Origin of the sequence: Mediterraneibacter sp., from assembly GCF_030825015.1 — a bacterium.
Taxonomy (GTDB): domain Bacteria; phylum Bacillota; class Clostridia; order Lachnospirales; family Lachnospiraceae; genus Mediterraneibacter.
On sequence record NZ_JAPJQP010000005.1, the window covers coordinates 74,263 to 94,938 of the forward strand.

The 20,676-nt window shown below is 42.3% G+C and carries 16 protein-coding genes and 1 tRNA gene; 6 read left to right on the plus strand and 11 right to left on the minus strand.

The features are described from left to right. Window positions 1-398 precede the first annotated feature (398 nt). A tRNA-Trp gene (locus RCH61_RS04365) sits at window positions 399-469 on the plus strand. Window positions 470-643: 174 nt separating this feature from the next. Here the strand turns inward: RCH61_RS04365 and RCH61_RS04370 are convergent. Further along, a complete protein-coding gene (locus tag RCH61_RS04370; RefSeq protein ID WP_178006461.1) occupies window positions 644-1,555 on the minus strand; it encodes a DNA/RNA non-specific endonuclease in 912 nt (303 codons plus the stop codon). A 266-nt stretch (window positions 1,556-1,821) separates the two neighbouring features. Here RCH61_RS04370 and lepB point away from each other — a divergent pair, with 266 nt between their 5' ends. Then, window positions 1,822-2,400 (plus strand): signal peptidase I, encoded by a 579-nt coding sequence (gene lepB, locus RCH61_RS04375; protein ID WP_178006460.1) that lies wholly within the window; start codon window positions 1,822-1,824, stop codon window positions 2,398-2,400. An 8-nt stretch (window positions 2,401-2,408) separates the two neighbouring features. Here the strand turns inward: lepB and RCH61_RS04380 are convergent, their stop codons facing one another. From RCH61_RS04380 to RCH61_RS04395, 4 genes are all read right to left on the minus strand, one after another. Beyond that, a complete protein-coding gene (locus RCH61_RS04380; RefSeq protein ID WP_178006459.1) occupies window positions 2,409-3,095 on the minus strand; it encodes a hypothetical protein in 687 nt (228 codons plus the stop codon). A 107-nt stretch (window positions 3,096-3,202) separates the two neighbouring features. Then, entirely contained in the window at window positions 3,203-5,188 is a 1,986-nt protein-coding gene (locus RCH61_RS04385; protein ID WP_306479996.1) for a DUF6449 domain-containing protein, read from the minus strand. Then, window positions 5,163-6,059 (minus strand): ABC transporter ATP-binding protein, encoded by an 897-nt coding sequence (locus tag RCH61_RS04390; RefSeq protein ID WP_306479997.1) that lies wholly within the window; start codon window positions 6,057-6,059, stop codon window positions 5,163-5,165. Before RCH61_RS04390 ends, RCH61_RS04385 begins: the two co-directional genes overlap by 26 nt. Before the next feature lie 15 nt (window positions 6,060-6,074). Beyond that, the gene (locus RCH61_RS04395; protein WP_178007437.1) at window positions 6,075-7,058 is read right to left on the minus strand and encodes a D-isomer specific 2-hydroxyacid dehydrogenase family protein; all 984 of its coding nucleotides are present in this window, start codon (window positions 7,056-7,058) and stop codon (window positions 6,075-6,077) included. Window positions 7,059-7,189: 131 nt separating this feature from the next. Here RCH61_RS04395 and pdaA point away from each other — a divergent pair, with 131 nt between their 5' ends. Beyond that, window positions 7,190-7,975 carry a delta-lactam-biosynthetic de-N-acetylase gene (gene pdaA, locus RCH61_RS04400; RefSeq protein ID WP_178007436.1) on the plus strand — a complete coding sequence of 262 codons (786 nt, stop codon included), beginning with the start codon at window positions 7,190-7,192 and terminating at the stop codon, window positions 7,973-7,975. Between the two features lie 8 nt (window positions 7,976-7,983). Here the strand turns inward: pdaA and RCH61_RS04405 are convergent, their stop codons facing one another. After that, on the minus strand, window positions 7,984-8,766 hold the full coding sequence (locus RCH61_RS04405; RefSeq protein ID WP_178007434.1) for a ZIP family metal transporter: 783 nt from the start codon (window positions 8,764-8,766) through the stop codon (window positions 7,984-7,986). A 342-nt stretch (window positions 8,767-9,108) separates the two neighbouring features. On the opposite strand from RCH61_RS04405, the gene RCH61_RS04410 reads away from it, so the two are divergent. Further along, a complete protein-coding gene (locus RCH61_RS04410) occupies window positions 9,109-9,531 on the plus strand; it encodes a hypothetical protein (protein WP_178007433.1) in 423 nt (140 codons plus the stop codon). A gap of 132 nt (window positions 9,532-9,663) precedes the next feature. Here RCH61_RS04410 and RCH61_RS04415 read toward each other — a convergent pair whose 3' ends face one another. From RCH61_RS04415 to RCH61_RS04430, 4 genes are all read right to left on the minus strand, one after another. Next, window positions 9,664-11,310, minus strand: coding sequence for a CvpA family protein (locus RCH61_RS04415; RefSeq protein WP_178007431.1), 1,647 nt, complete (start codon window positions 11,308-11,310; stop codon window positions 9,664-9,666). Window positions 11,311-11,325: 15 nt separating this feature from the next. Further along, window positions 11,326-12,771, minus strand: a complete 1,446-nt coding sequence (locus RCH61_RS04420; RefSeq protein ID WP_178007430.1) for a TrkH family potassium uptake protein — start codon at window positions 12,769-12,771, stop codon at window positions 11,326-11,328. 4 nt (window positions 12,772-12,775) lie between these two features. Next, entirely contained in the window at window positions 12,776-14,146 is a 1,371-nt protein-coding gene (gene trkA / locus RCH61_RS04425) for a Trk system potassium transporter TrkA (protein WP_306479998.1), read from the minus strand. Between the two features lie 195 nt (window positions 14,147-14,341). Beyond that, window positions 14,342-16,414, minus strand: a complete 2,073-nt coding sequence (locus tag RCH61_RS04430) for an elongation factor G (protein ID WP_306479999.1) — start codon at window positions 16,412-16,414, stop codon at window positions 14,342-14,344. 379 nt (window positions 16,415-16,793) lie between these two features. Between RCH61_RS04430 and RCH61_RS04435 the strand changes: the two genes are divergently transcribed. Both RCH61_RS04435 and aroA read left to right on the plus strand, forming a co-directional pair. Further along, entirely contained in the window at window positions 16,794-17,903 is a 1,110-nt protein-coding gene (locus RCH61_RS04435) for a prephenate dehydrogenase (protein ID WP_178006712.1), read from the plus strand. 34 nt (window positions 17,904-17,937) lie between these two features. Further along, window positions 17,938-19,227, plus strand: a complete 1,290-nt coding sequence (aroA, locus tag RCH61_RS04440; protein WP_306480000.1) for a 3-phosphoshikimate 1-carboxyvinyltransferase — start codon at window positions 17,938-17,940, stop codon at window positions 19,225-19,227. A 397-nt stretch (window positions 19,228-19,624) separates the two neighbouring features. Here aroA and RCH61_RS04445 read toward each other — a convergent pair whose 3' ends face one another. Next, the gene (locus RCH61_RS04445) at window positions 19,625-20,611 is read right to left on the minus strand and encodes a diaminopimelate dehydrogenase (RefSeq protein WP_306480001.1); all 987 of its coding nucleotides are present in this window, start codon (window positions 20,609-20,611) and stop codon (window positions 19,625-19,627) included. Between the last annotated feature and the right edge of the window lie 65 nt (window positions 20,612-20,676).

Consider the following 20,676-nt stretch of genomic DNA (forward strand, 5'->3'; position numbering starts at 1 on the left):
TCTGCTCCTGTGCTGCTGTCTGCACATCCGCCACCTTTTGTTCCTCTGCTTCCGTCTGCACATCCATCGTCTCTGCACTTACCGGAAGTCCTGCCGGAACGATCATAGCCGCTGTGGTCAGAACAACCAGCCATTTCTTAATAAATTTGTTTTTCATTTTAATCTCCTTTCCCACTTTGCACAATCGTCATACAGAAAGTGTTTTTTTCTTTAATAATACGATAATTTCCCCGCTTCTTCAATATATTTTCAGTAAATTTCCGCCGTATTCTCCCGACATATTTATATGTTTGTATTTGTTTTACCTTTTCTCAAAAATAACTTTATTTTTTCTTGACAAATCCAACATAAACAGGTATGATATACAAGTGACTTGCGATAAGCAGTCAAACATACATAGGGGATTGGTCAAATGGTATGATAGGGGTCTCCAAAACCTTTGGTGGGAGTTCGATTCTCTCATCCCCTGCTGTTGAAAAGTCTTGGAAATGGCGTAAAATCGCTATTTTTCAAGACTTTTGTTTTTATCAAAATACAGAAGGTAATCAAACATACATTTGGCAGAAAATTCTTTACAGATAATTTAATTAATACAGAAAGTTTCCGCCAAAATGCAGAGAAGAAAATATTTTATTTACCAAAATTAAGGATTGCAGCTTTTACACGGACTATATCCCTCTTCAAGAAGCTCCGACCGTTTTCCTTTATATGTTTTTCTATTTTTTGCTTTCATATCTTTCACACCTGCACAATCCGGTTTGTGAAATTTATGCGTATTCGTATTCAGAACATACTCCTTCTTTGCTTCTTTTTCATCCGAATCGGCAGACTCCGTCCGGTCTTTCTTTTCAGTTTCTTCTGCCCGATTATCCCCTGTTTCATAATCTATAACAATGTCCGGCTGAATATTATAGACATAGACGTTAAACTTAACTCCTTTTCCGTTATCTTCTACAGATTCTGCTTCCATCTGCACTCCTGAAGCAACAAGATTATCATTTTCAAACACCGGAGTGACGCGATACATCACATGATGATCCGTTTCATGGACATATTCTGCCACGAGATTCTCAAACGGAAGCATCCCTTCTGTATTCATATACCGTGTTCCGGTGATCAGATTTTCTTCATTCGCATTTTCTCCCGAAAGCTGATATGCGATCAAATGACAGCGGTTATAAAGAGAGCCGCCTTCCACATTTTCATAACGGGCAGACTGCCATCCCGTCGGCTTCACACTGCTGATATCACCACGTTTCTCATCAGGCATCAGCTCTTCTCCAACGCAGGCTTCCGCTGTTCCGCATCGCCCGTAACGATCCAATGGACTGTACTCTTCATAGGCAGTCGTCGTCATCTCCTCCTCTGTAAACGACGGTTCGTTTCCGTCCAATATAACATACGGTTCTCCTTCATATTCCGGCACTTCGGCAACAGAGACATAACTTTCTTTACTGCCTGTATCTCCTCCGATCACCACTTCGGCAATCACTGCCGCTCCTACCAATAACGAACATATACTTGTAATGATAACCCCTTTTTTCTTCTTCGCCATATTTATAACTCCCTTATCTTTTTATAGAGAATCATTGTACCACAGAAGCTTCTTTCCTGCAAAAACCGTCTTAAACCTCCGCTTCCTTATACCCTGTCATAAATTCTTTCCCGCCTAATGTGTGAATGCGTTCTTCCCAAACATATAATACGTTCCAAGCATATGCACACTTTCTTTCCAGACATGTGCATACTGCATCTTGAAAATCTTTCAGACAATCGTTATTATTGAAGTACACACTATTTATGGAAAGCAGGAACAAATTTATGCCTAATGAATGTTTTGACGAAAAGCAAGAACCGATAGAACCTAAAAAAGAAACTTCTTCCAATAGCGAATTTTTTCAATGGATACTGACATTTGCCATTGCAGTTGTGATCGCTCTTTGTGTCAATCACTTTGTCCTCGTAAACGCCGAGATTCCTTCCGGTTCTATGGAAAATACGATCATGACCGGAGACCGGGTTTTCGGCAATCGGCTATCCTACACTTTCAGTGAACCAGAACGTTTTGATATCATTATTTTCCGCTATCCCGATGACGAAAGTCAGCTTTTTATCAAACGTATCATCGGTCTTCCCGGGGAAACAGTAGAGATCCATAACGGGCAGATCTTCATCGATGGTTCTGCCACTCCCCTTGAAGATGTAGAGACAAAAGAATTTATGCAAGGTTCTTTCGGTCCATACACTGTACCTGACAACTGCTATTTTGTCATGGGAGATAACAGAAACAACTCGAAAGACTCCCGTTACTGGGAACACACTTTTGTCACGAAAGACGAAATCATAGGAAAAGCATTCCTTCGTTATTGGCCGTTAAACAAACTGAAGTTTCTTGAATAAAAACAGTTTCACTCAACTGGATGTGCTTCTTCAATTAGAAGTCCATCCAGTTTTTTCATATCCTCTGAGCGGATCTCATAACTTCCCCCTCGCTCTTTTTCGATATGAAGCGTCACATCCTCTGCCCTTCCATACAGCATTCCGGCCTCAATCTGCTGCTTTAGCACTTCATAATAAATACCGTAAATTTCTTTCTGCATCTCTTCATCTGTTGGCATCTGCGCTCCCTTTGTCACGCGGTCTGTCACTTCTTTTGCATACTCTTCGGCACGAGTCAGAAATGTCTCATATGTATCTGTAAAAAGTGTAACAGGCTTTACTTTTACCTGTACAGTATACGTTCCATCTTTCTCCTTCTGCGCTTCACCCACTGTATAATTTACATTTTTCGCAATTTCCCCAAACAGTTCTCGATATTGTTCCCTCAAAGATTCCGGCATATCAGACGTTTCAAATCCCTCCATCGTAGCGTCAAGATTTTCTTGAAATACCGCTTTTGCTTCTTTCTCGGACACATCTGCCACTTCCTCATACAACTCCGTTTTATTTTTGTAAGACACATCGAGCACTGCCTGTACATATTCTGACGCATCAAATCTGTTTACATACAAATACATCCCCACCGTCACAACTATCAAAAGTATGCTTATTGCTGCGATCGGCATCCATTTTTTATTGTGTTCTTTTTTCTCCATTCCATGCCTCCTGTTTGTTATTTCGCCACAGTATAGCACTTCCGAAGTAAAAAAAAAGAAGAATTCTGTCGCCCCGGACAAAATCCTCCTTTCAAAATCTTGTTTTCTTACAATTTCAAAATACACTTTACTTTTACATAAGACGCTGTTTCCTCATCACATACGACCGCCTCTGCGTTTCGAGACCGATCCATCGGACAGAGCACCTGCTGGACATCAAAAACTTTCGGGAACAATCTATCCTTCCACTGATCTACCTCCTCAGGTTCTTCATAGAAATGTACATAACTCCCTCCGCTTACGCCTGCCGGAACTGCGGAAGTTTCTTTTATTTCCACAGATTCAACAGGATAATCTTTTAGCTGTTTTTTCAGATCGATCCCGTTGTTTTCAAGAAACTCACATGTTCTTTCAAAAAACGGATAGATGATCAATTCGGTTTCTCCGCCATCTAACGAAGACGAAACCTCAAGAATCCCACAAGGAAGCGCTTCCGTAAGCTGCTCCATCCGAAATTCGAAAACGTCTTCCTTATACCGCTTTAAAAGTTCCTCTTTTTCCTCTGCTTTTATTTTCATAATTTGCGAAAAAATGCCGTCGTTCCAACTCAGCTTATCTGCTCCCACCTTCTCAAGTAAAACGCCCTCATAAGCAAGCGTCTTATACTCTTTTGTTTCATAAACAAGAGAAAACTGCCGAAGCTTTTCTTCCGTCACCGGATAGGTACGATAATGCCTGCTCCCGCTTTTTGTCTCATAGCAAACAGTCGCTTGCGTCACCTCTGATTTTCCTTCCGGCTTCTTTCTGCCGCCCATAGTATCCGTCAAACCTTTCGCCCATTGAAGCGCCGTAGCCTTCCCTTCTCCGGTCATCCGGTAATGATACAAATATTTCTCTGTCACTGTGTTTTCCCGCCCGTCAAGCAGTCCATACTCATCGTGGCTCATCCCCACTCCCTCGATCACAACGCTTACTGCTTCCGCCTCTTTCGGAAAATATCCGTCATAAGAACGTGCGCCAAACATCATAGCCGGACCTATACATGCCGCAGCAATGCTTACTGCCGCTAACTGCCCTTTCCTTCGGAACATATGAATTCCCTGCCTCTTTACAGAAAGCTCTATCAGACAAGATACAAAAAGAGCTGCCGCCGCCCCGCACAGGCTTTCTGCAAGCCCGAAAAACAAACCTTTTGTTTTCATCAGCTCCGCCACAAATGCCGCAAACCACGCTCCTGCCAAAAAAGAAAGCAAAATTTCTGTAAGCCGCTGCACCGCGCGAAACATGAAAAATGTTCCTACATATTCCGGTTTGCGCTTCTTTTGAGCAAAGAAAAACAATACGAACAGCGCTGCCGCCCACACAACCGCTGCTATTACAGAAGTTACCGGAAGCGGATACTGCAAAGCGACCCTCTTTTCATACACTCCGATTCCTGTAAGCTGTCTTGCCACTCCAAAAGGAGATAGTATATTAATTAATTTCTTAAATAATTCTATTTTATAATAAGTAACAAAATAATTTTTTGCAAATACTGTGATCACATTCTCAATAAACAGGGACGAATAAACGATAAGCGAAACACAGAGCAAAACCGCACATATAAAATTACCGCATACCGAAATACACAAAATCCCGATATGATAAAAAATCAAAAAAGTCAGTCCGAATGCAAGAATACTTTTTGACGTATAGCTTCCGACAACGGGTGCAAATTCCGGATCGATCATCGCCTGCCATATTCCGCATATTGAGATCATAAGCAGAAACGGCAGAAAGAAATGAATCATCCCATGCACATATCTCGACCAAAAAATCATCTCTTTTTTCACCGGAAGACTGTAATAAAAATCCTGTTTCTTCTGCTGCAGCAAATAAAAGAACTCCAAAAAAGAAAAAAGCAATCCCAAACCAACGCTCATCCAAAGCAGAACAATATTCCCGATCCCGAAAAATGTATAAGACGTATCAAGGCTCAAACGCATCACAAGAAGAACGGCATAAATAAAAAATGCCATCCAGCCAAACAAAGCGGTAAGGTGTCCTCTCCCGGCTTCTTTCAACCAATTACTGAAGCACTTTACGGATGTCATAGTCTTTCCCCTCCATTTCCGCTATAAAGATTTCTTCTAACGTCATCGGAACTTCTTGCATAAAAACAGGCGAAAAGCTGTTTAAACGCGAAATTGTTTCCGGCTGCATGCGAACGATGACCGTCACAAAATATCCGTCCACATGAAAACGGATCAGATCGACTGCCCTTTTTACTTCTTCTAAATCTGTCTGATCCGGAAATACGCACTGATATTTGCATATATTTCCTGCCCGGCGCTTCATATCTCCCGAAGTAAGAACTCCGCCCTTATGAAGGATTGCTATACTCTGACAGATATCTTCCAGTTCCTGAAGTTTATGAGACGCCACGATCACAGTAAGCTTCCGCTCTCTCATCTCCTGACGGAACAGATTTTTCATTACCTCTGCCACGATCGGATCAAGTCCGTCAAACACCTCGTCACATAGAAGATATTTTGTTCCGGCACAAAGTGCAAGAATAAGGAATGCCTGACGCTTCATTCCTTTTGAGAATGTGCGAAGAGGACGTTTCATTTCCAAATCCAGTTTTTCCGCCATATATGCCGCCGCTTCAACATCCATGCAACGATAATGTTTCTTATAAAACGAAGCCATTTCTTCCATGGAAGCATTTGGAAAAAAATAAGGATCATCAGGAAGATAAAAGATCTCTTCAGACACCTGCCCTGACGTGATTTCAGTGTCATCGACAACAATCTTGCCGTCATCTGCTTCCAACACGCCTGCAATCATACGAAGAAGCGTCGTCTTTCCGGCTCCATTCGTTCCGAGAATACCAAACATCTCTCCTTCAGGAATAGTAAGAGTCACCTTGTTTACCGCACATACATCATCAAAATTTTTCAAAAGTTTCTCCACACGGATCATATGACTCCTCTTTTCTTAAACAACCTTCCACGGATCTTCCTTGCCCTGTTCCTGAAAGATACAGCTTTCTATCGAATGTTTTACCATATCGCTCACTGCCTGATCCGTATAAAACGCCATATGCGGCGTTACGATCACATTCGGAAATCCGCGCAGAATATATAGATCACGCTTCGAAAGGACGTCTGATTTTCTGTCATAATAATACATACCGAACTCATCTTCAATGACATCCAGTCCTGCTGCGCCGACTTTTCCAGATTCCAAAGCCTCGATCAGCGCTTTCGTATCGATCAGACTTCCCCGTGCCGTATTGATAAGAACAACTCCGTCTTTCATCTGCTCCATTGCCGATGCATCCAGAAGATGGAAATTCTCTTCCGAAAGAGGCATATGCAAAGTGATCAGGTCACATTTTTCATAGATCGTCTGAAGTTTTGTATACTGTGCATACTGCTTCACCGACTCGTTCTCATACTTATCATACGCATAAATCTTACATCCAAATCCTGACAGATCACGGATTACCGCCTGTCCGATCCGTCCTGTACCAAGAACACCTACTGTAAAATTCGGAAGTTCACGCCCTTGAATTCCGGGAAGGGAGAAATCATTCAGCTCTTCCCTTTGCATGATCCGCTTCATCTTTCTGACAGACATCAAAATGAGCATCATCGTATAATCTGCCACGCACTCCGGCGAATACGAAACATTGCTCACGCGGATTCCAAGCTGCCGTGCAGCCTCTATGTCCACATGATCATATCCGATCGTCCTTGTCGATATCATTTTCACTCCCAGTTCCTGAAACTTCTCCAAAAGCGGTCTGTCGATCTTTGTCGTAAGAATACTTACATATTCATATCCTTTTGCCAGACATGCATTGTCAAGTGACGGAGCTTCTGTGCAAATACCAAGCTCCACATGATACTCCCTGGAAAACTTTTCAAAATACTCTGCCTCGTCAAACTCTCTGTAACTATATACAAAAATCTTCATTTTCATCACCTCTTACGCTATATATTTGCCTCATTTTACTCCCCTTTCCTTAAAATGTCCACCTCTCTTTTCTCATATTCTTTCCAAATCATTCATATAAATATGACAAAACTTAAGGGGTTTATATACTGATGCATTCTAAATTTTCTAAAAAAAGTTTTTTCTTTCTCCTGGCTCTTTTTCTATCATCCTATGTGATCGGCGCCGGAGCAGGAAGCCTCACTTCTGCCGCTTCGGACGGAAACTGGGGGCTGAGTTTCCACGAAGAAAATACTCCGCCGACTGCCAACGCCTCCGCCGAAGAACTTGCAAAATATGACGCTTATTATATGCAGGAAACCGAAGAAAAAGTTCTTTATCTTACTTTTGACGCCGGATACGAAAACGGAAATACCGGAAAAATTTTAGACGCATTAAAAAAGCATAACGCATCTGCCACCTTTTTCGTTGTCGGAACTTATATCGAATCAAATCCTGAACTGGTCAAAAGAATGCAAAAGGAAGGACATATCGTAGGAAACCATACGTGGCATCATCCCGATATGTCCCAAATCTCAACACTTGAAACCTTTCAAAAAGAACTGACAGATGTGGAGAATATATATAAAGAAACAACCGGAAAAGAAATGGTTCGTTTCTACCGTCCACCGCAAGGAAAATATAGCGAAAAAAATTTAAAAATGGCGCAGGAGCTCGGATATAAGACCTTTTTCTGGAGTCTTGCCTATGTTGACTGGTATGATACCGATCAGCCGACCAAAGAAGAAGCTTTTGATAAACTGCTGAAACGCATTCATCCCGGCGCCATCGTCCTGCTTCACAGCACTTCAAGAACAAATGCCGAAATACTGGATGAGTTATTAACAAAATGGGAAGAAATGGGATATCAGATCAAACCTTTAACTCAACTTCCCTGAACTTACGCTTACCCTAACGCTACATCAAGCACCATCATTAACACAAAGCCTGCCGCTACTCCGATCGTCCCGATATTAGAATGTTCTCCGCTCTGTGATTCCGGGATCAATTCTTCTACGACAACATAAATCATCGCACCTGCCGCAAAAGACAAAAGATAAGGAAGGAGAGGCACTGCAATCCCCGTCAGGAAGATTGTTATTATCGCCGCAACCGGCTCTACAATACCGGACATTGCCCCATAGAAAAATGCCTTTCCTTTTGACAGTCCCTGCCCTTTCAAAGGCATCGATATGATCGCCCCTTCCGGGAAATTCTGGATTGCAATCCCGATTGAAAGCGCCAGCGCTCCGGCAAGAGAGATTACAGTGTTTTCAGTCATCACGCCTGCAAATGTCACTCCGACCGCCATTCCTTCCGGAATATTATGAAGCGTCACCGCCAGGACAAGCATCGTCGTTTTTTTTAACTGTGCCGGAACACCTTCCGGCTTTTCTTCTGTAAAATGAAGATGCGGAATTAATGTATCCAAAAGAAGAAGGAAACCCATTCCAAATAAAAATCCGACCGCCGGAGGCAGCCATGAGATCCCGCCCGATTGTTCGGACATATCGATTGCCGGAATCAAAAGCGACCAAACAGATGCTGCAATCATCACTCCTGACGCAAATCCAAGAAGCATCTTCTGAAGCCGAACGTTCATCTCTTTTTTCATGCAAAGCACCATCGCAGAACCAAGTGCTGTTCCAAGAAACGGAATCATGATTCCGAATAAAATATTACTGTTCATTTTCATCCCTCCGATTTCTATACTGCAGACATCCTTTTTTCTCTTCCCTTTTCCGCAGCCTTTAGTTATAAAATTTCACCGATACTTTATCATATGCATCTGCCAGGAATCTGCTCACTTTATATACCGGATCATAACACACATCATTTTATATTTCAAGAAATTTGATATCAATTCTCATTATCCCTTTCATCATTTTTCTTTTATGGTAATATTGTTTAATTTTTTTTAGTTTTTTATCCTTTTTTTAGTTGTTTCACACATAGAATTAGTGTATAATGGATTTATCACATTTGAGAGGTGAGATTCTCAAACAATACTTACATAAAGGAGAGATTCGCCATGGTATATTTAGTAACAGGCCCAAGAGGCAGCGGAAAAACCCAGCAGATGATCGATCTTGCTAACGAGAAAGTAAAAACATCCAACGGTAATGTAGTATTTATCAAAAAAAGTCATAAAGATACTTACACGGTTGACTTCAACATCCGTGTAATCCGTATGGCAGATTATCCGGACATTCTGACACTCGAAGAATTCGTAGGTTTTCTCTATGGCATGGCAGCCGGAAACCACGATATCGAAGCAGTCTTTATTGACAGCGTTTTAAAACAGGCAAACATCACTCTTGAAAGTCTTGCCGCTTTCCTTCACAAATTAAACAAAATTTCAACAGAAAATAATATTGATTTTTATCTCAGCATCAGCGCAGATAAGAAAGATATTCCGGGGATTGATTCCTCTGATTGTACAGTTGTCAGCTAACTTATAAAACTTAATTTGTATCGATACCGCTAAGCACCGGAAGTGCCAAAAGGCACATTTGGGGATTGCAAGCGGTCGCCATTGCAAAAAACGAGTGAAGTCCGCTTTTCGGATCTCACTCGTTTTTTAAGATTATTCATTCGCCGTATCGCTATTTTGCAGATCTGCTTTATTTTTCACTCCGTTCAACGACATAACTGTATTGCTCTTTTCGCCTTCTTTATATTCGATCGTCACTTCATCTCCTACGTTATAACGAATAATGTCTATGAAATCGACAACAGATACATCGAAAATAGCATCTGAACCTTCCACCATAACATAATAATGGGAATTTCCGTCTACAACACCTTGTGCGATCTTTGTGATCGGAGCTGTGATCGTCTGCACTTCCCTCGTATCTTTCTCTTTTTCCTTGATGCCGTTTTCATACATTAAGTCTGTATAAACGCTTTCACACTCACTTACCGTATCTCCGATGGCAACGATCTGATATTTCTGAACATTAACCATCGCATATTTTTTCACAAGTCCGGCATCATCTTTCAACGCAATAAAATAAGTCGGCTCCCCTGAAATATTGAGCAAGAGCGGGAATGTAGCGACGTACTTCAGGTTCTGCACCTGACCTTCCGCAGAAGACATCGCCGATGCCTCGGTCGCTCCCTCAACTCCGTAAAACTTGGTCTCCATCGTCCGCTGGTTCATCAGCACAAATCCAACGTTCGACTGGTCGCCTGTGATCGATGTAACTCCTGTATAAACCCATACGTCGTCGTTGATTGCCAAATAATTGTATCCGTCTGTTGTTGCCAGACAATCTTTCTGTCCGAGCACACTGTTAAAATATCCATGTTTCAGTGTTCCATAATAATCATACAACTGAACGAGCAAATCTGCCGAATATACCCGGTCAACCCACTGAGGAACATCTTTCACTTTATAATCGATCGTTTCTCCGGTCACCGCGTTACAGAGCACGACTCTGTCTACCGTCACGCCGCCGAACAGCCCGATATTATATTTCTTTACAGGACATACCCAATAAGGAGTACCTTCTTCATCCACCTCAAAACTAAGATTGTCAAAAATATACGTCGGATATTTAAACCTCAGGTGACGATAAATATTTCTGTTAAAGTGGTCGCTTGTCGTATACTTCATTCCTTTTTCGAGTTTCACAAGTTCTGTATTCTGTGTTGCCATATCGATTTTGATATACGCCGGAATTCCCTCATCCTGATTCGTAAACCACTTGATAACGCTGGCGTACTTCAAAGGAGAAACACGCACCGGGCGATCCTGATAATTGATCTGAGAATAAAGTTCATCCACTTCAAACTGTGAAACCATATCAACCATACTTCCCATCTTCCTGTTTCCGAGAAGTGTTGCCGAATCCCGATCAAGAAGCGGAATCTGATCAAAGGAAAGTTCCTCAATATCCTTCGTAAACTCCCCTGTCTCCACATTCATAAGCTGCTGATATTTCTTTGCATTTACGATCGGGGATGACAAAAGAGAGCCCAACAGATAAACAACAATAATCAGCACAAGAACCCCAAGGATCGACTTCAGTCCTTTTGATTCCTTCATTTCATACCGGTTTAATTTTTTCTTTCTGATGTAGATCAACGCCGCCGCTGCTGCAAGGATCACTAAAAAGATCCAAAATTCTGTTGAATGAATATTAATTGCCGGAAGCGCCGCATAGTAATAAATGCCAAGCAGCACGATTACTGCCAGCACAGCCAAGATCTTTTTGCTTACTTTCTTCATATTTTTATTACCTTTCTAAAATCTTTTTCTCCAAAGATCCGGTGATAAGATCAGAAGATACGGGAATATTTCCAACCTTCCGAACAACATATCGAAACTAAATACAATCTTTGACAACGCAGAAAATGCATGGAAGTTATCCGTCGGACCGACTTGAGAAATTCCGGGTCCTACATTATTTATTGTTGTCAAAACTCCGCTGAATGATGTAGCAAAATCAAAATTATCAAGTGAAACGATCAATACCGAAACAATCAGAATAAATATATATGCCGAAAAATAAATATTAATACTTCTCATCGTATCTGCGCCCACTTTTTTGCCGTTCATCCGCACCATCGTCACCGCATTCGGATGAAGCATCTTGTGGACTTCCTGACGGATTGATTTGCAAAGGATCATAAAACGGCTTACTTTGATACCGCCGCCTGTCGATCCGCCGCATGCCCCAATCACCATAAGCATCAATAGGATCGTCTTAGAAAGTTCGGGCCAATATTCAAAATCTGCCGTACAAAATCCCGTTGTCGTGATGATTGCCGCCACCTGGAAGGAAGCATAACGGAACGCATGGGCAATCGTTTCATACATATTCAATATATTGATCGTAATCGTCACAATCGCAGCCGCAATTACTCCAAGATATACTCTGAGTTCTTCATTTTTCAATACGCTCTTCCAATCTTTAAGTAATAGAAGGAAATAAAGATTGAAATTAATTCCGAACAAGATCATGAACACCGTGATCACACCGTCAATATAGGCGCTGTCATAAAATGCAACGCTTGCATTTCTATTCGAGAATCCTCCTGTTCCCGCCGTACTGAACGAATGGACAATCGCATCGTACAAGTTCATTCCGCCAAACATCAGGAAGATCACTTCTGCAATCGTCAAAACAAAGTACATCTGATACAGCAGTTTTGCAGTATGACGCACCTTCGGTACAAGTTTATCCGTCTCCGGTCCCGGTACTTCGGCACGCATAAGAGACATGGAATTATCCGTATCAAGCGAAGTGATCATCATAACGAATACAAGCACTCCCATTCCGCCGATCCAGTGTGTAAAGCACCGCCAAAAATTAATTCCTTTCGGCAGCGCTTCTATGTTCTGCAAAATTGTAGAACCGGTCGTTGTAAAACCTGATACCGTCTCAAAAACAGCGTCAATATAATTCGGAATGCAATCCGAAAGGAAAAACGGAAGCGCCCCGAAAAGCGACCATAAAACCCACGCAAGACCGACAATCACGAATCCTTCTTTTCCATAGATCCGCTTGTTTTCCGGCTTTTTCCGCCCAAAGCAAAGATAGAACGCCATAAGCACCGCCGCCACTATCAGAAAATAGATAAACGTCTTTTCCTTATAAAGCAATGAAACGATCGCAGGTATGAGCAGCAAAAGGCCTTCTGTCCCGAGCATTTTCCCGAGAATATATAAGATCATTTTTTTATTCATGGCACTACACCCGCTTTATAATATCCGAAAGATCTTCCAGATGTTTTTCCATCGTTACAACAATCACGCTGTCTCCGACTTGTATACTGTCATCACCGTTCGGTATAATGATCTGACGTTTTCTTACAATACACGCGATCAGATTATTCGGTTTTACCTGCAGATCTTTCAGTGTAATGCCTGTATAATTCGTTTCATTTTTCACGATAAATTCCAACGCTTCCACTTTCTCGTCCACAAGCTGGTACATTGTTTCAACATTAGCGCTCTTCTGCGAATTTTTTCTCGCCCTGACATAGCTTAAGATCGCATCTGCCGTCGCCGTTTTCGCCGAAACGATACTGTCGATTCCAAAATCATCTACCATTCTCGCCCGTCTGTCTTCATTCACTTTTGCAATAATCTTTCCTGCGCCCTGACTTTTGGCATAAAGAGCAAGAATAATATTCTCTTCATCGATTCCGGTCAGCGCGACAAAGGCATCTACGTTCTCCACTCCTTCTTCATTCAGAAGATCATGGTCAGTCGCATCCCCATGAATCACAGTCACTTTCGGGAGACAGTCGCATAACTCTTCACAGCGATTCTCATCTTTCTCGATAATCTTTACATTCATTCCCATTTTGCAAAGTTTTGCCGCAAGATAATATGCAACACGACCGCCGCCGCAAATGAGAACTTTTTTAATCTTCGTCTGCATCTGACGATTTCCATGCATTTTGAAAAATACTTCTGTTGCCTCATGAGAACCTGTCACATGAAGCCGGTCTCCTGCCCGCAGCACATAATCTCCGTCAGGAATAAACACCTGTTCCTCGTGCTCAACAGCACAGACAAGAGTCTTAATCTGAAATTTTCTATAGATTGCAGCAAGAGACATTCCTACAAGACGGTTGTCCTCTGCAACGGTAAACTCTACCAATTCTACCCTGCCTTTTACAAATGTTTCAATCTTACTTGCGGCCGGGAACAGCAGCAGACGGCTAATGTCGTTTGCCACGATCAATTCCGGATTAACAGCCATACTAAGATGGAGTTCTTCTTTTAAAAAACCAATCTGCTTATAATAGATCGGATTACGCACACGCGCGATCGTGTGACGCGCTCCAAGTTTTCTTGCGATGAGGCAGCTCAGCATATTACATTCATCTGCTGATGTACAGGCTATTACAAGATCCGCATGCGGCACATCTGCCGCAATCTGTACATCTGCATCCACTCCGTTGCCCTGAACACAGATAATATCAAGCCGGTCGATGGCAAACCGAAGTTTCTTCTCATTGCTGTCGATCATCACTATGTCATAATCATCCGCCGAAAGCTGACGAGCCAGTTTATAACCAACTTTCCCGTCGCCTATAATCACAATTTTCATTCTCTTTCCCTCTAAATAATTTTTTTAAACATTCTTGATTTTCAGGTTTTTTATCTTTACCTTTCTTAACAGCAGAGCAATTATAGCACCTTTACACATAAAGTACAATGACCTTTGTGAATTCTTAGCATAAACAGAGCAATACCGCACACTTTAAGAAGTGTGCGGTATCTGATCTTCATTTTCTTTTCTATCTTACTCTTCCGCTCTTGCCGCAATCTCTCTTTCCTGCACATCAGACGGAGCCTGCTCATATCTTGCAAATTCATACGCATAAGTTCCTCTTCCGCCTGTCATAGAACGAAGGACTGTACAATATCCGAATAATCCTGTCATCGGAATATCTGCCTCGATCACCTGCTTGCCGCCTGCAATCGGATTCATTCCGAGTACGCGTCCGCGTCTCTTATTCAGATCACCCATTACATCGCCTGTATAATCATCTGGAACAGTTACTTTCAAAGAAGCAATCGGCTCAAGAAGTACCGGGGACGCTTCAAGGAAACCTTTCTTAAACGCCTGTACTGTAGCAGTCTTAAATGCCATCTCCGATGAATCCACCGGATGATAAGATCCGTCATATAATGTAGCCTTCACACCGACTACCGGATATCCTGCCAAAGGTCCTTTGAGAACAGACTCCTGCAGACCTTTTTCCACAGCCGGGAAATAGTTCTTCGGAACTGCTCCGCCAACTACGCACTCTTCAAATACATACGGTGTATCAAGATCATGTGAAGGTTCAAATTTCATTTTAACGTGTCCATACTGTCCGTGACCTCCGGTCTGTTTCTTATATTTCATATCCACATCCGAATTCTTACGGATCGTCTCACGGAACGCAACTTTCGGAGTCTCAAGTGTAATCTCTACTTTATATCTTGCTGCAAGTTTACTTGCCGCAATCTCAAGATGCTGATCTCCCATTCCGTAAAGAAGCGTCTGTCGATTCTCACTGTCATTTACTGATTTCAGAGTAACATCTTCTGCCGTCATCTTCGCAAGCGCCTGTGAAACCTTATCTTCATCGCCTTTTGTTTTCACCGTATATTTCATATAAGTATACGGAACAGAGTAATCTGTCTTCGCATAGGACACCGGATTTGCCTTTGTAGATAATGTATCGCCTGTGCGTGTATTGCCCAGTTTTGCAATCGCGCCGATATCTCCTGCAAAAAGTTCGGATACTTCCGCCGGTTTATTTCCGCACATTGTATAAAGTTTTCCGGGTTTCTCCTCTACATCTGTATCTGCGTTGTACAGCACATCGTCACCTTTGAGCACTCCGGAGCACACTTTAATGAAAGAATACTTTCCGATAAACGGATCGACCATTGTCTTAAACACATATGCCGTCTTTGCCTTTGAGAATTCATAATTTCCTTCAAAAATCTCATTTGTTCTGCGGTTGATGCCCGCACAGTTTCTCTTATCCGGGCTCGGGAAGAATCTTACGATATCAGAAAGCAGGTTTGCAACACCCTGCGCCTGCACGTTCGATCCCATAGCAACCGGAACAATATCTCCATCCATTACTTCCGTACGCATCGCCGCACGAATCTCTTCTACAGAGAATTCCTCGCCGTTAAAATAGCGCTCCATAAACTCTTCACTTGTCTCGGCAACAGCTTCCATAAGGGAATCTCTCAAGATCTCAAGGTTCGGTTTACAATAATCAGGAATCTCACACTCTTCTCTCTGTCCGATCTCCGTATATCTTCTTCCTGCGTTCTTAATGACGTTAATATAACCTACAAGCTTTTCATTCTCGCGGATCGGCTGGAAATGAGGCGCAATCTTTTTGCCGTAACGTGCAGTCAGATCCTCAACTACCTGACGAAAACTTGCATCGTCAACATCCATCTCTGTCACATAGATCATTCTCGGAAGGTTATACTTATCACACAGCTCCCACGCTTTCTCTGTACCTACCTGAACTCCTGCCTTACCGGAAACAACGATGACCGCCGCATCTGCCGCGCTTACCGCCTCTTCCACTTCTCCTACGAAATCAAAATATCCCGGCGTGTCAAGAATATTGATCTTCGCCTTTTCCCACTCGATCGGAACAAGACTTGTGCTGATGGAAAAACCACGTTTCTGCTCTTCTTTATCAAAATCACTAACCGTGTTAGATTCTGTCACTTTCCCCATTCGGTTCGTAGCGCCTGATACATACAGCATTGCCTCAACAAGACTGGTCTTTCCGCTTCCGCCATGTCCGAGCAATACCACATTTCTAATTTCGTCCGTTCTGTAAACTTTCATGCTGCTGCCTCCTTGATATGTAGTTATTTTGCATGTAAATATTTTCTCTTGTCATGCACATCATAGGTATATTGTACTAAAATTTTTCATAAATTACAACTATTTTATGTATTTTTCACATATGACTTGTAACAATTCAGCCATAACATCCAGCATTAACTGTTTCACAGTCTTTTTCTATGTTATTGCACTCAAATTCTCTCTTATAGCAGAACATCATATGCAAAATTATAAAATTCCTTCTTTATAGACAAGTTTATGCTCCGTTTTTTTCAACTTTGTGTATAGACAACCTATTACGATCACTTTGTTTGTTTACTCTTTCGAGTCAACGTGTTAAAATACACCTATATTATTATAAGGAAAGGATTTTACTTTTATGATTTCAGACAGCACTCCTGCAAAAATCGGCTTTATCGGACTCGGACTCATCGGCGGATCTGTCGCAAAGGCGATCCGGACATACTATCCAGACTATGAGCTGATTGCATTTGACAAAAATAAAGAAACACTTGCACTGGCAGTTCAGGAAGGCATCATTGATATCTCCTGCTCTGCGATTGACGACAATTTTAAGGGATGCAGCTATATTTTCTTATGCGCTCCTGTTTCATACAACACAGCCTATCTTACCCAACTGAAAAGTTTACTTAATCCCAACTGCATTTTAACAGATGTTGGAAGTGTCAAAACTTCAATCCACGAAGAAGTAATCGCTCTTGGTCTGGAAGCAAACTTTATAGGCGGTCATCCGATGGCAGGTTCAGAGAAAAACGGATTTGCTAATTCAAAAGCACATTTGATTGAAAACGCTTACTATATCCTTACACCTTCCGCTAAGGTTTCCGCCGAAAAGGTCGATGCCTACCGCGATTTTATTTCTTCTTTAAAAGCGCTCCCTATCGTCCTGGACTACAGGCAGCACGACTGTATAACCGGAACGATCAGTCATCTGCCGCATATCATTGCGTCTACACTTGTGAACTTCGTGCGCGATACGGATACAAAAGACGAACTAATGAAAGCTCTTGCCGCAGGCGGATTTAAAGACATTACAAGGATTGCATCTTCCTCTCCTGTTATGTGGCAGCAGATCTGCCTGAAAAACAAAGGAAATATATCTCACATTTTAGGGCAATATATCGAAGCGCTCACACAAGCCAAAGCTTCCGTAGATGCAGAAGACGAAAACGCGCTTTATACTTTGTTTGAATCTTCCCGCGACTACCGCAATTCCATGCCGAACACTTCGGCAGGCCCGATCAAGAAACAATTCGCCGTATACTGTGATATCATTGACGAAGCCGGAGGAATCGCAACAATCGCAACCATACTGGCAAGCAACAATATCAGCATCAAAAACATCGGCATTATCCACAACCGGGAATTCGAAGAAGGGGTGCTCCGAATTGAATTTTATGATGAATCTTCCTCTTCCAAAGCTTCTGCGCTGCTGAAAAAATACCGATATATCGTATATGAGATCTAACAGAGAGGAAAAGTCAAACAGGAGGAAAAGAAAAATGGAATTAGCCAGTATTCAAGGATTAAAAGGAAAGGTTTCCGTCCCCGGAGATAAATCAATCTCCCATCGATGCATCATGTTCGGATCGATCGCAAACGGAACGACTGAGATCCACAATTTTCTGAAAGGAGCAGACTGTCTCGCCACGATCCGCTGCTTTCAGGCAATGGGCATTAATATAGAAGAAACAGATCACACAATTACAGTTCACGGAAACGGACTGCACGGATTATCTGCTCCGTCCAACATTCTTGATGTCGGAAACAGCGGCACTACGACCCGCCTTTTATCAGGCATTCTCGCAGGACAGAAGTTTGAATCAAAGTTATCAGGCGACGAGTCTTTGAACTCCCGTCCTATGAAACGGATCATTGAACCGCTTACAATGATGGGGGCAAACATCTCAAGTGTTCTCAGAAACGGCTGCGCTCCGCTGTACATCACTCCTGGAGATCTGCACGGAATACACTATAACTCTCCTGTCTCTTCCGCACAGGTAAAATCATGTGTTCTTCTTGCCGGATTGTACGCAGACGGAGAAACTTCAGTTACAGAGCCGTCCCTTTCCAGAAACCATACTGAATTAATGCTCAGAGAATTTGGAGCCGATATCCGAACACTCCACTCCTTATCGGGTACAGAAGCAACTGCATATATAAAACCATGCCCCGAATTATACGGGCAGAAAATTACTGTTCCGGGAGATATTTCCTCCGCAGCATATTTTATCGCAGCAGGTCTGATCGTTCCCGACTCAGAAATTTTGATCGAAAATGCAGGAATCAATCCGACCCGCTCCGGCATCTTAAAAGTATGCGAAGATATGGGCGGAGATATCACTCTTCTTAACGAACGCTGCGAAGGCGGCGAAAAAATTGCCGATATCCTCGTCCGCACAAGCAGTCTGCATGGAATCACGATCGAGGGCGATATCATCCCGACATTGATCGATGAAATTCCGATCATCGCAGTCATGGCTGCCGTCGCAGACGGAACGACTGTCATTAAAGATGCCGCCGAACTGAAAGTAAAAGAAACTGACCGCATTGAAACTGTGACAGATAATTTAAAAGCAATGGGATGCAGCGTCACCCCTACAGAAGACGGAATGATCATCACAGGCGGAACACTTCACGGGGCATCGATCCATACTCTTCTCGATCACAGAATCGCAATGGCGTTCAGCATCGCGGCTCTTGTCGCTGACGGAACAACAAAAATCCTTGACAGCAAATGTGTGGACGTATCGTATCCTGCCTTTTATGATACATTTGAACAATTATTGTAACTTTTGAGAAGATCCTAAGTTTTAATGGTAAGTTGAAAATCATCTGAATTTTGTTACATATCCTTTAGAATTTCACGATTTTTAAGAGAAAAAAGCGAGGGAAGTTTATGATTAAAAAACTAATAAAAAAAGAAAAGAAGCAGCTTATCGCCTTATTCATATCACTTATATCTCTTATTATATTTTCTTTGATGGACAATAAAATAGATAAACTTTTTCTGTTTTTCTTTATTGGGGATTTAATTATTATATTTATCGACGTTTGTTTGGAACTTAAAAGGTATTGGAAAGATAAAAAGTAGCATTTTAAAAGAGACATCCATCGATCGCACAGTTTTCATTCGATTAGAAACCGTAAGATCATCTGATGTCTCTTTTTTGTGACGGCGATTGCTTTTTACAGCATCTCTTTTCTTAATTCTTCTCCGCTTTTTGCGCTTAAATATGCCGGTGCGATATCGAATACTGTCTTGCATCCGCTCTGACCTTCCGCAGCAAGTCTGTAGGCTGCGCGGGCATATGCAACGATCACGGAAGACGTAAACTCAGGATTGGAGTCTAATTTCAAGCTGTACTCGATCAAATGACTGTTTTCTCCATCCCAGCCTGTCTTTCCGCTTCTGAGTACGAAACCGCCGTGCGGGATTCCGCTGTGATCGCGTTTCAACTCTTCTTCGCTTATAAAATGAACTGTCGTATCATAATCGGCAAAATAGTTCGGCATTGATTTGATCTCTGCTTCTACTTTTGCCGCATCTGCGCCTTCTTCAAGGACAACAAAGCACTCTCTTGTATGTTTCTGCCGTGTCGTAAGATCCGGGTTTTCTCCGTTTCGCACTGCCTCAAGAGCTGCTTCTGACGGAATCGTATACTGTTTTCCGTCTTTTACGCCTTCTACTCTTCTGATCGCATCGGAATGACCCTGGCTTACTCCTTTTCCCCAGAACGTATAATCTTTTCCGTCAGGAAGGATTGCGTTTGCATACAATCTGTTCAAAGAGAACATACCCGGATCCCAGCCTACGGAAATAATTCCGACTTTTCCGCTCTCTTTTGCCGCCTCGTCTACATTCGCAAAATGCTCCGGAATACGGGCGTGTGTATCAAAACTGTCAATAACATTGAACAGCTTTGCAAACTCCGGTGTCTGTTTCGGAAGATCCGTCGCACTTCCTCCGCAAAGGATCAAGACGTCGATCTTATCTTTCCAGTCTGCGGCGTCATCTACACTGCATACCGGAACTCCTTCTGTCAAAATTGTCACGCCTGAAGGATCTCTTCTTGTAAATACTGCCGCAAGTTCCATATCATCATTTTGTTTTACTGCACATTCTACGCCTCTGCCTAAGTTACCATATCCTAAAATACCAACTCGAATACTCATTGTCTGCACTCTCCTTTTTGAATATTTTCGCATAGTCCTTCCCGTGACAACTCACGATTTTCAAA